Consider the following 17,738-nt stretch of genomic DNA (forward strand, 5'->3'; position numbering starts at 1 on the left):
GTATTAGTTATAAACTGACTCTGTGACAAAAGTCTCAGGGCGCTAAGGAGAAATGATTATGCGAGCAGACATTCACCCAGAATACCGTCCAGTGGTTTTCCTTGATGCAACAACAGGTAAGAAGTTCTTGTCAGCTTCTACTGCAACATCAAACGACACGACTGAATTTGAAGGTAAAGAATACCCAGTTATCCGTTTGGATATCACATCGGACTCACACCCATTCTACACAGGTAAGCAAAAGTTTACACAAGCCGATGGTGCGGTCGACAAGTTCAACAAGAAGTTTGCTGGATTTGGTTTCAAGAACAACGAAGACAAGTAATTGTTCTGATAAAAGCGTTCACTTTGGTGAGCGCTTTTATTTTTTAAAGCATAAAAAGAGAAAGGTTAGTGGCGCCATCATGACTGATTGGCTAGGATGATGCGCTGCTTGCAAGGTGGAGACGATGCCACGAACAATTTTGCCAGTAAAACTGCATGAACAACTGACGGTGACTGTAGATGATATCCGAATTGATGGGATGGGCATCGTCAATATTACCCCCACTTATCCGCTTTATGTCGCGGATGCACTCCCAGGTGAAAAAATCACCATTGAAGTGACGCAAGTTGACAAATTCTCGGGCTATGCCAAGGTATTGCAACGCTTGGTGGCATCAGATCAACGTCAAAATAGTGATCGCCAGTATCTAATCGATGCGGGGACAGCCCCGCTTGTGAATCTTAAGTACCAAGCGCAACTTGACTTGAAACAGGCACAAGTTCAACGGTTGTTTGCCCAACGCGGGTTAGACGTGACGGTCGCACCAACCATTGGGATGGCGGATCCGACGTATTATCGCAATAAAACAATTGTCCCAGTTAAGTGGCAGAATGGCCATTTAACAAGCGGCTTTTATCGTCGTGGGACGCATGATTTAGTGCCAATGACAGACTATTTTGTCAATGATGCTAAAATTGATCAAGCCATTGTTGTGGTTCGCGATATCTTAGAAAAGTACCAAATTAGTGCGTTTGATCCGGATAGCCAAACCGGTGCAATTCGCTATATTATGATTCGACGTGGCTATTATTCGCATGAATTAATGGTTGTACTCGTCTCAAACGACGCCACTATTCCGCATGAGGCAGATGTGATTGCGGCATTGCGCGCTGAGTTGCCTGAATTAAAAAGTTTAATTTTTAACTTTAGTCCAAAAAAAGACTTTGTTTTGTTAAGTCCCAACAATCGGACATTATGGGGCGACGATGCGATTCATGATACGTTGCTCGGATACCAATTTGTTATCGGACCGAATTCGTTTTATCAAGTGAATCCGCAAACAACGGAAGTCCTCTATGATCTCGCAGCGCAAAAAGCGCAGTTGCAGCCAACCGATACGGTTATTGATGCCTATTCAGGTATTGGTACGATTGGGATTACGGTGGCCAATCGTGTGAAGCAAGTCTTAGGTGTTGAAGTGGTACCAGGCGCAGTGGCGGATGCACAACATAATATGCGGCTTAATGGGATTCAAAATGCTACTTATTTGTTAGCCGATGCGCCAGAACAATTTAAAATCTGGGAAGCGGCACAACTGCAGCCAGAAGTGGTCTTTGTTGATCCGCCTCGGCGTGGGCTAACGAGTGAATTAATTCAAGCAACCGTCGATATGGGGCCAGAACGCTTGGTTTATATTAGCTGCAACCCAGTCACTTTGGCGCGGGATGCCGCTGAAATTGTGCAAAAAGGCTATCAGATTGAAAGCCCAGTACAACCAGTTGATCAATTTCCACAGACATCCCATGTGGAAAGTATTACGGTTTTTAAGAAAAATTTCTAATCAAGTCACGCGTGTGCGATAGTTGCTATCGCTGGGGATATTTTTGGAGAACACATGGATTATTCAATAGCAAAAATTGGCGACATTTTAAACGCCAAAACACAAGGTAGTGGCCAAGTCACAGGCGTGAGCTTTAACTCACGCCAAGTGGTGCCAGGGGATTTATTTGTGGCTTTAGTCGCTGATAACGATGGGCATCAGTACATTCAAGATGCCTTACAGCGTGGGGCAGTAGCCGTTTTGGTTGATGATCAACACGACATCCCAAACGATGTACCAGCTGTGGTTGTGCCAGATACGCTGATTGCGCTACAACAACTGGGCGCTTTTCGTCGCCAGGAGTTGAACCCTAAAGTAGTTGCCATTACGGGCTCTAATGGGAAAACAACCACAAAGGATATGACGGCTGCGGTGATGGCGAAACGTTATAAAACCTTTAAAACACCAGAAAATTTCAATAACGAGATTGGTGTGCCGATGACGTTGTTGACCATGCCAGCCGATACGGAAGTATTAGTTGTTGAACTTGGGATGGATCGGCCAGGTCAATTGACGGCACTTTCCAAACTAGTTGTGCCGGACGTGGCGATTATTACCATGATTGGTGAAGCGCATATCGAATTTTTCCAGACACGCGCTAAGATTGCCCAAGCTAAATTGGAAATTGTGGCTGGTCTGAAACCAGATGGCGTCTTGTGTATTCCGTTTGATGAGCCGCTGTTAACGCAAGCGGCTATTGCCCAACAAGTGGTGTTGTTTGGCGACGGTGTCTCGGCAGTTCAGGGCGATGCGACGATGACAACATTTACGTATCAAGAAACTCGATTTGCAATTCCGTTAATTGGCGGTTATAATATTATGAATGCGCTCGCAGCAGTTTCAGCGGGTATCTTACTACATATTGATTTAGACGACGCCGTTGAGGCGCTACAAACATTTGATTTGACTAAAAATCGCACAGAGCGACTCGTGACAGCACGCGGCGTGAATTTGATTAGTGATGTTTATAATTCAAATCCGACGGCCGTAGCAGCAGTTCTGGCGACATTAAAAGCAATACCGGCACCACACAAGTATGTTGTGCTGGGAGATATGTTAGAATTAGGCGAACAAGCAGCCACATTACATGCCAATTTGGCCAAAGAAATTTTGGCAGCAAACGTGACTGGTGTTTACCTTGTTGGGCAATTGTTTACGGCAAATACAGCCCCAATTTTAGCGCCACACTTTGATTCAGAGCACTTGCATTTATATGACACACATCAACTTGATGCACTTATTGCAGACCTTAAGACGTTAGGGGATGCAGGGGATGTGATCTTATTAAAAGCAAGTCATGGCATTCATCTAGAAAACGTTGTTAATGCATTAGTACAATAATTGTTGTATTTTTGGGGGATGCAGAGTTGAAACGCACGCAACACAATACCAGGCGACGTCATTTATGGCATACTGGTATTTTGGTTATGTTACTGCTAGGTGTTGTTAGCCTATCGAGTTTGGTTGCTTTGAGAACAACTGCTGATGCAAAGGTTTCCAAAGCGCTGATGAAACGAGCAAAGGCCGACAATGGTCTAAGAACTGCGATGCGTGATCAAACGGTTTTTCTAACCCATAATCAGCAAGCAGTACAGTTAGATCAGCAGCTAAAAGCCGCTGGCTATGTCGGTTCCGCGTTAGTTGTGTCGCATGGGCAAGTAATTTTGCAACAAGGCTATGGTTATGCCAACCAAGCCAAGCAGCAATTAAACAATGCACAATCATTGTTTCAAATTGCCTCTTTGCAAAAAAGCTTTACCGCAACGTTGATTATGCAACAAGTGGAGGCTGGAAAGCTCAGCTTGGATACGACGTTAGCAACGTATTACCCGGATGTGCCAGATGCCAATCAAGTGACGATTCGCCAATTGATGACGATGACGAGTGGCTTGGGTGAGTATATTCTGGGGCATCAGGTGACGACTGAACAAGAAAACGTTGCCTTTGATGCAGCGCATGTGCGACTACTGGGATCAAAGTCTTGGGCTTATCAGGCGGTGAATTATCGTTTGTTAGCTGGAATTTTGATGAAAATTACGGGACAGTCGTACGATCAGTTATTTGATCGGGTCTTTAATCAACAATGGCAGCTCAATATTGTTGATTATCGCCACTTTGTGACGCAAGCGCATCGCACAACGGGTTATCAAACACGCAGCTACAGTGAGCCAACCGCAGATAACCCAGGATTATTTGCCAGAGAGACAGGCACTGGCAATATGGCCATGACAGTCGGCAAGCTGTATGCCTATTATCGTCTACTGATGCAACATCGGATTGTTGACAGTCAGTGTTTGCAGGCGATGTGGACACCCGTACCGGGGGAATCGTATAGTGCCGGTTTGTATCATCATGCGCAGTATCGTGATGGACACGGTGTTATCACTGGATATGAGCCGACTGTACTGTTCACGCCAGATGGTCAAGATGCGGTCATCTTATTGAGCAACGTATTTGAAAAGGGTAAGAGCTGGCAACCGCTAGCTAAAACCCTTTTTACACAAATTACAGCGATAAAAACGTCATAACGGTTTATCGCACACGCGCCAAAACGCGCAGAGGAGAGAAATTTTGAAGTTTAGTGAATTAGGTTTATCACAAGATATTTTGGATGCCATTACAACACATGGTTATGTGGAAGCAACACCAATCCAAGAAAAGACAATTCCGCTAACATTAGCGGGTAAAGATGTTATTGGTCAAGCGCAAACAGGAACTGGTAAGACAGCTGCCTTTGGTTTACCAATTTTAGAAAACATTGATTTAGATAACAAAAATATTCAAGCATTAATCGTGTCACCAACACGTGAATTAGCAATTCAAACAGCCGATGAATTGAAGAAGTTGGGTTATGACAAGCACGTTGACGTGCAAGTTGTCTTTGGTGGTGCAGATATTCGCCGTCAAATCCAAAACTTGAAGTCACACCCACAAATTTTGGTGGGAACACCAGGCCGTTTGTTGGATCATATTAACCGTAAGACAGTTAAAATTGATCAAGTGAAGACATTGGTTTTGGATGAAGCCGATGAAATGTTGAACATGGGCTTCTTGGATGACATCGAAGCCATCATTAAGAACACACCTGCAGACCGTCAAACATTATTGTTCTCTGCTACAATGCCACCAGCAATCAAGCGGATTGGTGTCAAGTTCATGACTGACCCTGAACATATCCAAATTGAAGCTAAGGAATTGACAACTGACTTGGTTGATCAATACTTTGTTCGCGCACGTGATAACGAAAAGTTTGACACAATGACACGTATCTTGGATGTACAAGCACCTAAGTTGGCGATTGTGTTTGGTCGTACAAAGCGTCGTGTTGAAGAATTGGCCCGTGGTTTGGAAGCCCGTGGTTACCATGCAGCTGGTTTGCACGGTGATTTGACACAACAAATGCGTTCACGCGTGTTGTCACAATTCAAGTCACACGAAATCAACATTTTGGTTGCAACTGATGTGGCAGCCCGTGGTTTGGACGTTAAGGATGTGTCACACGTCTATAACTTCGATATTCCACAAGACCCAGAATCATACGTTCACCGTATTGGCCGTACAGGTCGTGCGGGGGCTGAAGGGGTGTCAGTCACTTTTGTTGCTCCAAATGAAATGGATTACTTGCGTGCAATTGAAGACTTAACTAAGAAGCGCATGACACCGTTGCAACCTGCAACACTACAAGAAGCACGTATTGGCAAGATCAAGAACGCTGCTGGTGAAGTGTCAAAGTTGGTTAACACAGTTGATGCTGATGATATTCAATCAGAAGTTGAAAAGTTGACAGCACAATACAGCTCAGAACAATTGGCAGCGGCTTTGTTGTCATCTGTTGCTGATTTGGAAAAGCAAAACACATCTGTTGAAATCACACGTGAACGACCATTGCCACGTCGTCGTGGTGGTAACGGTGGGTCATCATCACGTCGCAGCGGTAGCAGCGATCGTCGCGGCAATGGTGATCGCCGTGGTGGTAACCGTGAACGTCGCGGTAATGGTGGTCCACGTCGTGAAGGTAATGGCGACCGTCGTTTTGGTGATTATAAGCGCCGTGATGGTCGCTCAACAGAACGCCGTACGGGTGGCGCACGTAAGAGTCGTGAATTTACAGTTCGCGAAAAAGATTAATTTTCGCACCAACAAAGCGTTTTAAATCCGGCGTTGTGTGACGCTCAACCATGCAACACGTTTTATAAAGTTATACGATGAAACCGTCCAAACAAGTGTTGGATGGTTTTTCATTAGTTAAGGGTGAAGGAGACAGACGATGCAAACAGTTGCTGAAGCGATTGCTTATATCCATAATCGACCTAAAGGTGGACAAAAAGAGTCCTTGGCACGCATGCACACGTTGTTAGCGGCATTGGGTCAACCACAAAATACGTTGCCACCAGCTATTCATATTACAGGTACTAATGGCAAAGGGTCGGTTGCCACGATGACCAGTAATATTTTACGTGTCGCTGGGTATCGCACCGGTCTGTTTATCTCACCCTTTATCACTGATTTTCGTGAACGTATTCAGATTAATAATAACTTAATACCAGCAGAGGACTTATTAGCGGTCACGCAACACGTTGCCGATGTATTGGTGACAGTTGATGCCGCTTTGGCACCAGATATACCAACTGAATTTGAGGTCATAACGGCCATTATGATGACTTATTTTGCGCAGCAAAATTTAGATGCCTTAGTGATTGAGGTTGGGATTGGCGGGCAATTGGATTCAACCAACGTGATGCCCAATGCACGGGTCGCAGTGATTACCAGTGTTGGCTTGGATCATCAAGCCTTACTTGGTCCTACGATTGCAGCGATTGCCACGCAAAAAGCGGGGATTATTCATGATGACATGGCGGTTGTGATTGGTGATTTACCAGATGAGGCGCAAGCAGCAATTGCTGCAATAGCTAAAAGGCCGCTCATACAAGGTCAGCTGAATGCGTATGCACAAGGCTTGCCAGGGACTTATCAAATTCAAAATACGGCCACGGCAGTGGCTGCCATTACTGCCTTTGATGATCGAATCACCCCAGCGCAAATCCAACAAGGATTAGCCGAAAGTCGGTTTTCTGGTCGTTTTGAACGTCTCAAGCCCAATGTATTACTTGACGGGGCCCATAATGTTGATGGCTTAAGACAGCTGCATCAGGCCTTGCAAGACTTAGATGAACAACCGGAGACAATCACGTTAATTATTGGCAGTCTCATGGATAAAAATGTGGCGCTAGCTTTTGATGACCTCTTAAAAGATCGTCGTCTCCAAATTGTGTTAGTCCCATTTGTTGGGCCGAATGGGCGCCATAGTTTAGACATCGCAGCAGTGGCGCAACAATATGGGCTCACCACTTCCGACAGCTGGCAGGCAGCGTATCAAGCTAGTTCATCAGATTTGATTGTATTTACTGGGTCACTATATTTTGTGAGTGAGGTGAGAGGAAAGATATGAAACAAGTTGAAAAAAAATTATCAGCGCGCTTAATTTTAAGTGTGTTAGCCATTGGCTTACTAGGCTTCACCGATATTATGTTGGAAACGGCTTTAAACGTGAGTTTTCCAATTTTGATGACCACATTTAATGTCACGTCAAGTACGGTCCAGTGGTTAACTTCCGGTGTCATCTTGCTCACCAGTATGGTGGTCATCTTGTCACCCTGGCTGAAAAAGCGGTTCACGAATCGTAGTCAATTTATTGTGGCAACCCTGATTTCGATTGCTGGTGTGTTGATTGATGCGGTGAGTCATGATTTTAGCTTTACCTTATTTGGCCGCTTGCTCCAAGGTATCGGTGGCGGTGTTGGAATGCCACTGATGTACAATGTTATTTTTGAACAAGTACCAGAGAATAGACGCGGCACAATGGTGGGCCTTGGGTCGTTAATTATTTCCTTTGCGCCTGCCATTGGGCCGGCTTTTGGTGGTTATTTAACGCAAAATTATGGCTGGCGAACGGTATTTTGGGTTGTTTTACCCGTGCAAATTGGGTCGTTGATTCTTGGGTGGTTTACAATTAAGCAAGTCTCAGTGGTGGTCAAAGAAAAGCTGGATTGGATTGGTTGGTTGCTCTTGAGCACGTTTTTTGTCACCGGGATTTTCATGATCGAACGGATGAGTACACATGGCTTTACCAATGGCTATAGTATCGGCCTTTTTGTCATCATGTTGGGTAGTATTTTGACCTATCTGTGGTATGCCAAACGCGAACCGTCACCATTGCTTGATCCGCAAATTTTTAAGTTTAAGACATTTTCATTTAGTATTGCCGCATCATTTGTGACGCAAACCGTGAACTTAACCTTTAACTACGCCATTCCAATGGCTTTGCAAATTGTGCTTTTCCAAAATGCGCAGGTGGCTGGTTTGGCGTTACTACCAGGTGCTTTGGGTTATGCCTTCATGGCGATTGTGTCAGGCCGACTTTACGATCGCTACGGGGCTAAATTGCCGATTATGATTGGGTTAAGCTTGATGATGATTGGGACATTGTGCATGGCTATCCTCCCATTGAGTGTTGCCAATATGACATTGAGCTTTATGATTGTGCAACTCGGTGCTGGCTTCTGGTTTGGTAATAACATGACCTATGCGGTCAGCCATGTGGCGGTTGCGCATCAAAATGCCGGGAACTCGATTTTCTCAGCCACGAATAACTATTCAGCAGCCGTGGGTATTGCCTTAGCTGCTGGTGTATTAGCGATTTTCCAAAATCAGGCAGTGGATTCAAAAGCAGCCTTTGTTGCGGCAACACGCGCTGGTACTGTTTGGATGTTTAGATTAGATATTTTGTTGATTGTGATTGCTGGGAGTTTGTCCCTTTGGGCATTACGTGTTGTGAAGCAACGCGCATTATAACGTATCATCTCACAGAGAGGTGAGATGATAGTGACATTAAATGACCAAATCAAAAAGTACTATGCAACGTTGGGACAAGATGCGACGCAGCAATTGCACATGCTGCGCAGTTTTTTTCCAAATGACTATGATCTCAATGAAATGACACAGGATAATCAAGAAGATTTTATTGCCCAAAATCCCACGATTAACCGCGCGTTGCTTATTGGGATGGCGATTGGTCGTCAGGTCGCTAGTGTGACCCGGCCGAAAATGTTAAGTGCGAAATTTTCGGAAGAAATTGGACACTATGCGCAAAAACAACTGGGTCACTTACCCCAAGAACAATTATGTGTGGCGTTATTAGATGCGCAACTGAACGTGATTGGCTGGGAAACCATTTTTGTCGGTAGTTTAACGCATGTTCAAGCATCCCCACGGGAAATTTTTCAGCGTGTCCTCAAGGCCAATGCGTTAGGTTTTATGATGATTCATAATCATCCTAGTGGTAATGTGACGCCATCAGATAGTGATTTACAGTGTAGTCAACAATTACAAAATTTGGGCACACAACTTGGAATGCCCATGTTTGATTCTTTTATTGTCACAGGTGACAGCTATTGGAGTATGTCAGAAAACCAGCAGCTCACCAAACATTGGACACAAGGAACGACTTCTGAGTGATCAGTGTGCGTGATAAACAGACGTATCGCAAGACCATTAGGCCCGCGCCTGGGGTGTTTCCTGCGATGCGTCTTTTTTTGTCTCTCAAAAACTGGTAGAATGAAATAGATTGATTTCATAATGAATAGAAAAGGATAAGCTGTTGCTCTGATCGCTAGTCAGTCAGGGCAACAGCCCATAACAATATGACAACAGAAAAACCAGCAGTATGGTACGAACATCTGCATACTGAAAAATATACGGGCGCACGTCGTGGCCGGATTCATACCCCACACGGAACGTTTGAGACGCCAATGTTTATGCCAGTGGGGACTCAAGGCGCTGTTAAAGGCGTTGGGACACGGGAACTCAAAGATATCGGTGCGCAATTTATTTTGAGTAATACCTATCATTTGTGGGTTCGACCAGGGGATGAATTGATCGCTGAAGCCGGTGGGCTGCACAAATATATGGGTTGGGATCAAGCCATCTTAACGGATTCTGGCGGCTTTCAAGTCTTTTCACTTTCTGACGCCCGAAAGTTGCAAGAAGAAGGGGTAACCTTCCAAAACCATGTGAACGGGGATAAGATGTTCTTATCACCTGAAGTGGCGATGCGCATTCAGAACAATTTGGGTTCTGATGTGATGATGCAACTGGATGAAGCCATTCCTTATTTTGAAAGTTATGACTATATCAAAGAATCGATGCAACGATCATTACGTTGGGCGGAACGGGCGCAAATTGCGCATAAAAATCCAGACACCCAGGCTTTGTTTGGCATTGTGCAAGGGGCAGGCTTTAAAGCCTTACGGACAGAATCTGCTAATGGCCTCGTGAGCCTGGATTTGCCAGGGTATGCCGTTGGTGGCTTGTCTGTTGGGGAGTCGAAAGCTGAAATGAATCGTGTCTTGGACTTTACGATGCCATTGTTGCCAGAAGATAAGCCGCGTTATTTGATGGGCGTGGCGGCACCTGATTCCTTGATTGATGGGGTTATTCGCGGGATTGATATGTTTGATTCGGTGCTCCCAACACGAATAGCCCGTAAGGGTACCTTGATGACGCGCTATGGTCGTGTGGTCATTAAGAATTCAAAGTATAAGCATGACTTTACCCCTTTGGATCCGGATTTAAGCTACTACTCACCTAATCCAATTCGTCGTGAACAATTTGGCAATAAAGCACAATTTGATGATCCAACGTATAACCCATTCCAGAATTTGACGCGTTCGTATTTGCACCACTTGTTTAACGCAAACGAAATTCTTGGGGCTCAACTCGCTTCGCAACATAACTTGCGCTTCTTGTTGCAGTTTATGGAAGATATGCGCACAGCGATTGAAAATGATGAATTATTGGCCTTCCGAGAAACAGTGATGGAAGAATATGGCTATAATAAGCCGAATGCACGCTTATTCTAAAAAACAGCGTGAATTTTTGATATAATGAAAGTAGAGTGTCTGACCAGAAAATGGCAGACCTATTCTAGAAAGTAGGACAAATTACCATGAATGCAAACTTAATCCTCCCACTTATTCTGATTGTTGGTATGTTTTGGTTTATGAACCGCCAACAAAAGAAGCAACGTGCTGCGCAAGAAGAACGTCAAAACAGCCTTGAAAAAGGATCTGAAGTTGTGACAATCGGTGGTTTGCACGCCGTTGTTGATAGCGTTGATAAGGTCGCTAAGACTGTTGATTTGGACGCCGAAGGCGTTATTTTGACGTTTGACTTGGCCGCTATTCGCACAATCAAGCCAAAAGCACCTGCAGCTGGCGAAAAGGTTGTTGTGGATGATCTGAAGCCAGCAGAAACACCTGCTGAAGATAAGATTGTGAACACAAACGAACCAGCCGACAAGTAAACGTTATAATAAAGAGAGCATATTGCTCTCTTTTTTGAATGGTGGCAAATAATCATGAAAACAAAAACAATTCAACGACCAGATGGCACAAAAATTGTCTATGATGAATTTGGGGATCGCCAACACCAAACCTTGTTTCTGCTGCATGGGAATGGTGGCTCGGCCCGTTATTTTCGGCCGCAAATTACCCAATATGCCCAATACTTTCATGTGATTGCAATCGATACCAGAGGACATGGGCGTTCGTCCAATACGCAGCGGCGGATTACCTTTGATGACATGGTAGCTGATATCGAGGCCATTCGCCAAACCGAGCAAATTGAAACGCTGTATATACTGGGCTATAGTGATGGCGCCAATATTGGGATTAAGTATGCCACGCTTTATCCTAAACGCGTGACCCGTCTCGTCCTTAATGCCCCCAACTTATCCAAAAAAGGGGTCTATCAAGTGCTTTGGTGGTTTGATCGTACGGCGCAGTTTTTAATGCGGTTACTAGCCCCAATTAATCATTATGCTAAACGGCGTTATAAACAGCTGCATGTGATGAGTGAGCCACTCAATATTAGTCGACGAGACTTAGAGCGCATTTCGGCACCAACATTGTTGGTCATCGGCCGGTTTGATTTAGTGAAAAAGCGGCATATTGAACGTATTGCAGCGATTTTACCGCATGCAGAAGTCGTGATTATTCCACGCGGTGGCCATTTTGTGACTTACACCAATCCAAAAAAATTTAGTGCGTTAGTCTTACCATTTTTACAACAAGGAGAAGAGCATGAAAAAGTTTAAACAACTCTTATCACGGTTGATTGTGCCAGCTGTGACCCTGATTTTGATTGGGCAGACGATTTATATGACCCGAGAAATTACCTGGGATATGATTTTTTCAACCATCAATGATATTTATTGGTGGCAAGCGATTTTATTGATGATTTTAGGTTTTATTGCGGTGTTGCCAACCGTGTTAAACGACGTGATCTTAGCCAAATGGCAGCACTATCAAATTGAGATGCCTGAATTGTTGCAACGGTCATGGCTGATTAATGTGTTTAATATTAATGCTGGGTTCGTTGGGACAGTCGGGGTCTTGTTGCGCCGCATTTGGTTTGCTGATCAAAAAAATGGTGGCCGGTTAAAGCCCTATATTCAGATGTATGTTTTGAGTTTAGGTGGGTTGTTTATCGCCAGTGTGATGGCAATTGTAGCCATCTGGTTAAATGTCATCCCCGACTTTGACGATAATCTGATTTGGTTGATGGTTTTGCTCGCTGTTGCGGTGGTGGTCGGCATCATCTCACTTATCCCCCGGTTTAATTTCTGGTCGGGGATGACACAGCGTGCCTTTGTCTTGCTCACGAGTAATGCGGTCTTAACCTTTGCCATCCAAATGGCGTTATTTGTGACGATTGGGCTTACGATTGGCGTGGATGTCCGCATTGCTATGATGATGTTATTGTTCACCATTGCCAATACCATTGCGCTGGTGACGATGACACCAGGAACTTGGGGCTCACTTGATGTGTCGTTGCTATTGATGCTATCGGGCTTATCTGTGGATATTGAAAAAGTGGTGGTTTGGCTGATTTTGTATCGCCTGGTTTACAACATGCTGCCATTGTTTAGTGCCATTGTCTTGTTTTGCTACCGGTTATCTCGCAAAATCAATCGTGAATATCGTGGGGTACCACACTATGTTGCCTTGTCGGTGACGCATCGCTTGACGACTATTGCGTTATATTTGTCAGGTATTTTGTTAGTTTTGTCCGGGACAATGCCAGGTATCATGCAACGGGTGACCATCCTACATCATCTACGGCCATGGCCAATTACATTTGCGCTTGCCAACCAGCTGCCAAATATTTTATTGGGTTTTCTCTTACTTATTAGTGCGCGTGGCGTGGCCAATCGAGTGCAACGCGCTTATTATTCGACGATTGTTTTACTCGTCTTGGTGGTCATTTATGCGTATATGTCTTATCGGCAAATTTTGCCAGTTATCATCTTTGGGTTGCTCTTGGTTGGCTTTATCTTTAGTAAGAAAACGTTGTATCGCAAACAATTTATCCACTCTTGGCAGCAACAGGTGATTGATGGCACCATTTGGGGTGCACTCATTATCAGTTATTTATTGCTTGGTATGATTGATGCACCGATTGTTAAAAACCATTTTCAGCGCTTAACGCATCTTGGTTTATTGCCGTCAGTGCACTGGTGGCTCATGGGAACCGCCATTATTTTGGTGGTGACAGTCTTTAGTCTGTTGTTATCACGCTACCTCCGTGCCCACAAGCAACAACTTGGGGTGCCGTTTGATGAAGCGCGCTTGCAACGGTTATTAGCAATTGGAGATACGCATTATACCAACTTGGCCTTTTTGGGTGACAAACGTTTTTACTTCTATCAGGTTGATGGACAAGATCGCGTTGGCCTACAATTCCGCGTGATTAATAATCAAGCAATGGTGATGGGCGATCCGTTTGGCGACGCCACGTATTTCGCTGATGCGATGCAACAGTTCGTGGATGAGGCGGATGTTTTAAGTTATGTGCCGGTATTTTATGAAGTCAGTGAACGGATTGCCATGTTGGCGCATGAATTTGGCTATGATTTCTTTAAGCTAGGTGAAGAAGCGCATGTTATCGTCACAGAATTCTCAACTGCCGGTAAGAAAATGCAAAATGTGCGTTCCGTGATTAATCAAGCCAATCGCGCCGGCTTTGAATTTAAAGTATTGCAGCCACCATTTAGTGCCGAAGTGATGGTACAATTACGGGCAATTAGTGATGAGTGGTTAGCGGGTCGTGAAGAAAAAGGGTATTCATTAGGCTTCTTTGACGAAAATTATCTCCAACGCTATCCAATTGCCGTCTTAGAAAAAGATGGCCAAATCGAAGCCTTTGCCACGCTGGTAACGTCACATACCGAACAACAATTGGCTGTTGACTTGATGCGTTTTACCAAGCAAGCACCAAATGGTGTGATGGATGTGTTGTTTGTGAACACGATTGCCTATGCCAACGAAAAAGGATTGACGACGTTGAATTTGGGGATGTCACCGCTGGCCAACGTTGGCCAACATCGCCAGAGTTTTGGTCGCGAGCGGTTAGCTAATTTGGTATACCAATTTGGGTCAAAAGTTTATTCATTTGAAGGGTTGCATCATTATAAGCGTAAATTTACGAAATACTGGGTGCCTATGTACATTGCGTACTCAAGAAAGTCATGGATTATCATGGTTATGATTGGCCTCTTGAAAATTGATAATAAGGGTGTGGCACGTGCACCAGAAATCAAAGTCGTGTATGACGAAGATAACGAGTCTGAACAATAAGGAGGAACGTGTGTCACCTCGCAAGTTTGTTGCGTGACACACGAGAATGATCATGCCAATGCACGAATATTTTATGGGATTAAATCAATTAGAACTGATTAACCGTGCACCGGGCTTTTTTAAGTATCAACCGCACAACGTGGCGGCGCATTCTTGGAAAGTTGCCCAAATTGCGCAGTTTTTAGCGGATGTGGAAGAGCAAAATGGCGCGACGATTAATTGGCAATCAGTCTATGAGAAGGCCTTAAATCACGATTACACCGAACGCTTTATTGGTGATATTAAAACGCCGGTTAAATATGCCACGGCGGATTTGCGGGCGATGCTTGCTGACGTGGAAGAGACCATGACGGAAAATTTCATCAAAACTGAAATCCCTAAAGAGTTTCAGGCAGCGTATACCCGCCGTCTAGGTGAAGGGAAGGATGACACCATCGAAGGCAAAATTTTATCGATTGCCGATAAGGTTGATTTGCTGTATGAAGCATACGGTGAGCTCGTCAAGTTTAATCCAGAACCTGTTTTTGTGAATATTTTTGAAAGCAGTCTCCAATCCTTGGCTGAATTTAAGACGATGGCGAGTGTGAAGTACATTGCTACCGACATTTTACCGGATATTTTTGCCGAAGATTTTATTAGCAAGCAACAATTATATGACTTAGCCAAGCAGTTATTGCCTGACTTTGCAGCAGTGACCCCAGCAGATTGAAAGTGAGGCAACAATGGCATTTTTAGAATTACACGATATTAGAAAGTCGTATTACATCGGTAAAACAGCTTTTCCGGTTTTAAAAGGGATTAACTTGAGCTTTGAAAAAGGCGAATTTGTGTCGATTTTAGGGGAATCAGGTGGTGGTAAATCCACGCTGATGAATATTATTGGTGGCTTGGATCGTAACTTTGAAGGTCAGGTGGTGGTCAATGGTGAAACCTTGGACCACACGCAAGCCAAAAAGTTAGACGTTTATCGCCGTGAAACAATCGGCTATATTTTCCAAAGCTTCAACCTGATTAATTATCAAACTAACTTGGAAAATGTCGAAACGAGCTTGAATATGACGACGTTATCATCACGTGAACGCCGACAACGTGCCACTGAATTACTAACCAAGGTCGGCTTAGCTGATCATATTCACAAGTATCCCTCGCAACTATCTGGTGGTCAAAAGCAACGTGTTGCCATTGCGCGAGCATTGGCCGCTGATCCAGATATTATGATTGCCGATGAACCAACGGGTGCCCTCGACGCGGTTAACACGGCTGAAGTGTTGGCCTTACTTGAGCAAATTGCCCAAGAAGGTAAATTAGTGATTGTGGTGACCCATTCGCAAGCCGTGGCTGATTATGGGACGCGCATTGTGCACATGGCGGATGGTGTCATTGATCGTGAACAAATCTTAAAGCCAAAGTTCCCAGTACCAGCAGAAACGCACCGGTTACACTCACGGCCATTACGCCGTCGGGCCGTTTGGAATATGGCGTTTGATCATCTGAAATACAAAAAGTTACAAAACTTTTTGATTGTGTTTGGTTCGGCCATTGGTGTTTTCTCAGTCATTTTCTTTCTTGGCTTGGGAAATGGGGTCAAAAGCTACATTGGGGATCAAGTCGATGCGTTGGTCAATCCAAACTATCAAAGCGTTTTACGCAATACTACAACTGATAAACAAGCACCTGCAACAGAACGCATGCGCGCCACGATGCAGGCGAGGGCGACCAACTATACCAGCACAACATTGGATGGCCAGTTATTAAAACAATTGCGTGGGGTATCAGGTGTGAGTGCGGTTTATCCTGGTGGCCAATACAACAATGCGATTTTCACCGCTGGTCAAGTGCGTTCGGAACCCGTACAGCTGGTATCTTGGACGCCGCAGTATTCCGATAAAATTATTAAGGCCGGTCACCAACCCAAAAATGGTGAAGTCTTGATTGATCGTGATTTTGCCAAGAAAATTCAGCCAAATTATCGGCAACTTATCGGCCAAGATATTGCCTTTAGTTATATGGCATATGATGCCAATAACCAACCTGTGATGATTAAAACAACAGCCAAAATTGGTGGCATCACGAGTGGGGGGCAATCAGGCGCCTTATTTATCCAAAATTGGCAAACGATTCAACGTGACTTAACGGCAAACCATGCCGTAGCGGATGCGAACTTTGCTGCCGTTGAAATCAAAGATACAGCGCGCGTGAAAGCAACCATGGCACGTATTAACGCAGTCAAAGCTAATGGCCAACAAGTCTTTGTGGGCGTCTCAGTCGATGAGATTCTCAGCACCGTCAACACGATTACGAGCTTGGCATCTTATGTTTTGGCAGCCATTGCCGGTATTTCATTGCTTGTTTCAGCCATTATGATTATTGTGACGACTTACATGTCCGTGTCTGAGCGTACCCGAGAAATTGGCGTCTTACGCGCTCTTGGTGCACGCGCGAAGGATATTCGTGGACTATTCACTAACGAAGCGCTGTTAATTGGTTTGATTGCAGCTGCTTTGGGCATTGCGATGGCATATGTTGTCCAAATGCTCATGAATAGCGCCCTGAAAGGCCTCATTCATTTTGATATCGTACAAGTGTCGATTGGCAACGTCATTTTTGCCGTTGTGATCGCTTTGTTCATCGCACTCGTTGCTAGCTTTGTACCGTCACGACGGGCAGCAAAACTCAATACAATTGATGCGTTAGCAGCAGATTAAGCGATGGTGAGACATAAAAGGTGCAGGCAACTGCACTTTTTTATGCGATCCGATCGGCTATTAAATGATGACGTGATAACGCATCAGATTCAAAGGAGTAATGAATGCAGATTTTAAAAAAACACGCCAAACCTTACCGCCGCGAGATTGCCTTGTCAATGCTTGCCGTGGTCATTATGGCGGGTGCCTCTTTGTGGCAACCACGGTTATTGCAACAGGTGATGAATGCCATTATTGCAGATAATCAACAAGCCGTATGGTCAAACGGGATTGCGTTGATTAGTTTGGCCGTGATTGGGTTACTGGCTGGGGTCATCAATACCATTTTTGCCGCCAAGGTTTCGCAGGGGATTGCTGCCGATATCCGGGCCGATGAGTATCGTAAAATTCAATCTTTTTCATTTGGCAGATTGCAAGAAATAACTTGAACGAATTTAGTGACGTAGATTAAGTAAGAAGATCTCGATTGGTGT

At 44.6% G+C, this 17,738-nt stretch carries 14 protein-coding genes and 1 pseudogene; all 15 read left to right on the forward strand.

Going from position 1 to position 17,738, the window contains the following annotated elements:
• Positions 1–58: 58 nt before the first annotated feature.
• Positions 59–325, forward strand: a complete 267-nt coding sequence (locus tag IE039_RS05740; protein ID WP_010001225.1) for a type B 50S ribosomal protein L31 — start codon at positions 59–61, stop codon at positions 323–325.
• A gap of 124 nt (positions 326–449) precedes the next feature.
• Complete coding sequence (rlmD, locus tag IE039_RS05745) at positions 450–1,826, forward strand: 23S rRNA (uracil(1939)-C(5))-methyltransferase RlmD (protein WP_189428881.1); 1,377 nt, start codon at positions 450–452, stop codon at positions 1,824–1,826.
• 54 nt (positions 1,827–1,880) lie between these two features.
• On the forward strand, positions 1,881–3,206 hold the full coding sequence (locus tag IE039_RS05750) for a UDP-N-acetylmuramoyl-tripeptide--D-alanyl-D-alanine ligase (RefSeq protein ID WP_189428882.1): 1,326 nt from the start codon (positions 1,881–1,883) through the stop codon (positions 3,204–3,206).
• Between the two features lie 26 nt (positions 3,207–3,232).
• Positions 3,233–4,393 carry a serine hydrolase domain-containing protein gene (locus IE039_RS05755; protein ID WP_189428883.1) on the forward strand — a complete coding sequence of 387 codons (1,161 nt, stop codon included), beginning with the start codon at positions 3,233–3,235 and terminating at the stop codon, positions 4,391–4,393.
• A 43-nt stretch (positions 4,394–4,436) separates the two neighbouring features.
• Complete coding sequence (gene cshA, locus IE039_RS05760; RefSeq protein WP_308426351.1) at positions 4,437–5,993, forward strand: degradosome RNA helicase CshA; 1,557 nt, start codon at positions 4,437–4,439, stop codon at positions 5,991–5,993.
• Positions 5,994–6,132: 139 nt separating this feature from the next.
• Positions 6,133–7,314, forward strand: coding sequence for a bifunctional folylpolyglutamate synthase/dihydrofolate synthase (locus IE039_RS05765; RefSeq protein ID WP_189428884.1), 1,182 nt, complete (start codon positions 6,133–6,135; stop codon positions 7,312–7,314).
• Positions 7,311–8,717 (forward strand): MFS transporter, encoded by a 1,407-nt coding sequence (locus IE039_RS05770; protein WP_189428885.1) that lies wholly within the window; start codon positions 7,311–7,313, stop codon positions 8,715–8,717. The genes IE039_RS05765 and IE039_RS05770 overlap by 4 nt, the downstream gene beginning before the upstream one ends.
• 30 nt (positions 8,718–8,747) lie before the next feature.
• Positions 8,748–9,380 (forward strand): JAB domain-containing protein, encoded by a 633-nt coding sequence (locus IE039_RS05775; RefSeq protein WP_189428888.1) that lies wholly within the window; start codon positions 8,748–8,750, stop codon positions 9,378–9,380.
• 185 nt (positions 9,381–9,565) lie between these two features.
• Positions 9,566–10,783: a tRNA guanosine(34) transglycosylase Tgt gene (gene tgt / locus IE039_RS05780; protein WP_029509896.1), complete on the forward strand. Its 1,218-nt coding sequence runs from the start codon at positions 9,566–9,568 to the stop codon at positions 10,781–10,783.
• Positions 10,784–10,869: 86 nt separating this feature from the next.
• Complete coding sequence (yajC, locus tag IE039_RS05785) at positions 10,870–11,226, forward strand: preprotein translocase subunit YajC (protein WP_010003891.1); 357 nt, start codon at positions 10,870–10,872, stop codon at positions 11,224–11,226.
• A gap of 54 nt (positions 11,227–11,280) precedes the next feature.
• Positions 11,281–12,018, forward strand: a complete 738-nt coding sequence (locus IE039_RS05790; protein ID WP_010003892.1) for an alpha/beta fold hydrolase — start codon at positions 11,281–11,283, stop codon at positions 12,016–12,018.
• Positions 12,005–14,560 carry a bifunctional lysylphosphatidylglycerol flippase/synthetase MprF gene (gene mprF / locus IE039_RS05795; protein ID WP_189428886.1) on the forward strand — a complete coding sequence of 852 codons (2,556 nt, stop codon included), beginning with the start codon at positions 12,005–12,007 and terminating at the stop codon, positions 14,558–14,560. Before IE039_RS05790 ends, mprF begins: the two co-directional genes overlap by 14 nt.
• Positions 14,561–14,612: 52 nt before the next feature.
• Positions 14,613–15,269, forward strand: coding sequence for a YfbR-like 5'-deoxynucleotidase (locus IE039_RS05800; RefSeq protein ID WP_029509893.1), 657 nt, complete (start codon positions 14,613–14,615; stop codon positions 15,267–15,269).
• 13 nt (positions 15,270–15,282) lie between these two features.
• Positions 15,283–17,265: an ABC transporter ATP-binding protein/permease gene (locus IE039_RS05805; RefSeq protein WP_048701379.1), complete on the forward strand. Its 1,983-nt coding sequence runs from the start codon at positions 15,283–15,285 to the stop codon at positions 17,263–17,265.
• A 104-nt stretch (positions 17,266–17,369) separates the two neighbouring features.
• A pseudogene (locus IE039_RS05810) lies at positions 17,370–17,690 on the forward strand (ABC transporter ATP-binding protein); the annotation flags it as partial.
• Positions 17,691–17,738: the final 48 nt, after the last annotated feature.

Source organism: Leuconostoc lactis KCTC 3528 = DSM 20202, from assembly GCF_014651235.1.
Taxonomy (GTDB): domain Bacteria; phylum Bacillota; class Bacilli; order Lactobacillales; family Lactobacillaceae; genus Leuconostoc; species Leuconostoc lactis.